At 49.0% G+C, this 1581-nt stretch carries 3 protein-coding genes; all 3 read left to right on the top strand.

Annotation, left to right across the window (positions count from 1 at the left end):
* On the top strand, positions 1-310 hold a 310-nt coding region (locus H5U08_RS18215), incomplete at its 5' end, for a hypothetical protein (RefSeq protein WP_297036403.1).
* A gap of 22 nt (positions 311-332) precedes the next feature.
* Complete coding sequence (locus H5U08_RS18220) at positions 333-1289, top strand: hypothetical protein (RefSeq protein ID WP_297036405.1); 957 nt, start codon at positions 333-335, stop codon at positions 1287-1289.
* A 71-nt stretch (positions 1290-1360) separates the two neighbouring features.
* Positions 1361-1581 (top strand): hypothetical protein (locus H5U08_RS18225; RefSeq protein ID WP_297036406.1); only part of this gene is annotated, 221 nt, incomplete at its 3' end.

Here is a 1581-nt window from a genome sequence, read left to right on the forward strand (position 1 = left end):
GTTTCAGACAGCACAGGCTTTCGCCCAGCGCTGCACCCAGCCACTTCGGGCGGTCTTCGTGGTGTGGTGCAGTGATAGCAATCCCGATTACGACGCTCCCACCGCCGTACTGAAGGTCCCCAACGCTTTACCGCTCCACTGCATCTGGGTTTGCAAGCCCATCGAGGGCGTTCCGCAACGACGGTCTCGAAAACTTGCCGCGTTCTTTAACCAAAAGGCGTATGTGATCGAGTCACAAAACGCCGACCATCCGGACGCCGACGCGGCCAGCACTGTCGCGCGAACGATTACTGAAAAACTAACACAGTAATCTGTTAGAAAGGAGTGAACGCATGCGTTCCCAGAAAATTCCACAACTCAAGGCGCCACGTTGGCCGGTTTTCCTTTCGCTGGCGGCAGTCATACTCTTCTTGCTGACCATTATTCTAATCACGGTGCTCCTTGTGCTCATCACGTTGAGGATCACAGAGACAAATAAGGAATTAGCTACTTTAAAGGCCACGATAGACAAGTTACAGCATAACACATCCAATAAGACAGAAGAAAAATCGAACTCCGAGAAGATAATGAATGCTAACAATCAGTTGATCCAAAAATTTTCCGAGCACGCGAACGAACTCGCAAAGACACTCCATACTATAGACGGTAAGGTCGACGAACTTGATAAGCGTGGCAACGAACGGTTCGAACACCTTTTCTCTGCGCTAGATAAACTCACTAGATCTGTCCAAGAGCTATCTGATTTGGTACTGTTTATGTCACAGATCAGCGCTGGAAAGCGAAAAGCGCTTATCTGGTTTGTCCATTCCAAGAATTTGCAAGAATCCCAGTACCATCCAGGTTGGGGAGAATTAAGAGACCGTCTAAATAGATCCCTTTTTCCCTTTGATTTCTTCTGTTATGTTCAGGAGCAAGGCAGAAAGCAACGAGTGTACGAGTCCGACTCAGGAGGGCAATTGCCGGCCTATCAGACTCCGGCCACCAACGCTACCGGCAGAATCGACTGGCAACTGCTTCAAAATGCCATAAACGAAGTTCATGAGGTCGATGTTGTGATCATTATTTGTCCGGAGAACCAGGACTTTAAGGAAATCACGCGAATCAAAGTGCCTGTCCACGTGGTGCTCGTCGGGGAACAGTTGCTCGTGCAGGTCCAAAATCTTGCCAACCCGCAGAGCATGTATCTTGTGCCTAATTCTCCCGACGCGGTTGTGAACACTCTCTTTGAAATACTGCAAAAAGAGGCTGCTTATACTGTCGCCAGGAATAACACAAACCAACCACGTTAACGTGCACAGCATGGAAAAATCTCTGTTTACTGAAACAGCCAACGGCAATGACATAATAAGGAGGACCACCTATGCGTGCTTCCTGGTGCTGGTCAGTGCTTCTGCTCGTGTTGGCTGGTGAACTGGCACAGGGGGAAGTCGACATTCCTCAGGCGATACAATCGCAGCGCTCGTTTGAATGGTCAGCCATTCATAATCAGTATGTGTTTAATTTGTGCGAGGATTTAAAACCACGGATCCAAGCCGATGATAATGCCGAGGAAACCACCACTCGTCTCAAGTATCTCGGACG

It is taken from the genome of Thermogutta sp. (assembly GCF_014359955.1).
GTDB lineage: Bacteria > Planctomycetota > Planctomycetia > Pirellulales > Thermoguttaceae > Thermogutta.

Bases quoted from the DNA above. Each gene is read 5' to 3' on its own strand.
- H5U08_RS18220 (WP_297036405.1), top strand. From the start codon at position 333: ATGCGTTCCCAGAAAATTCCACAACTCAAGGCGCCACGTTGGCCGGTT.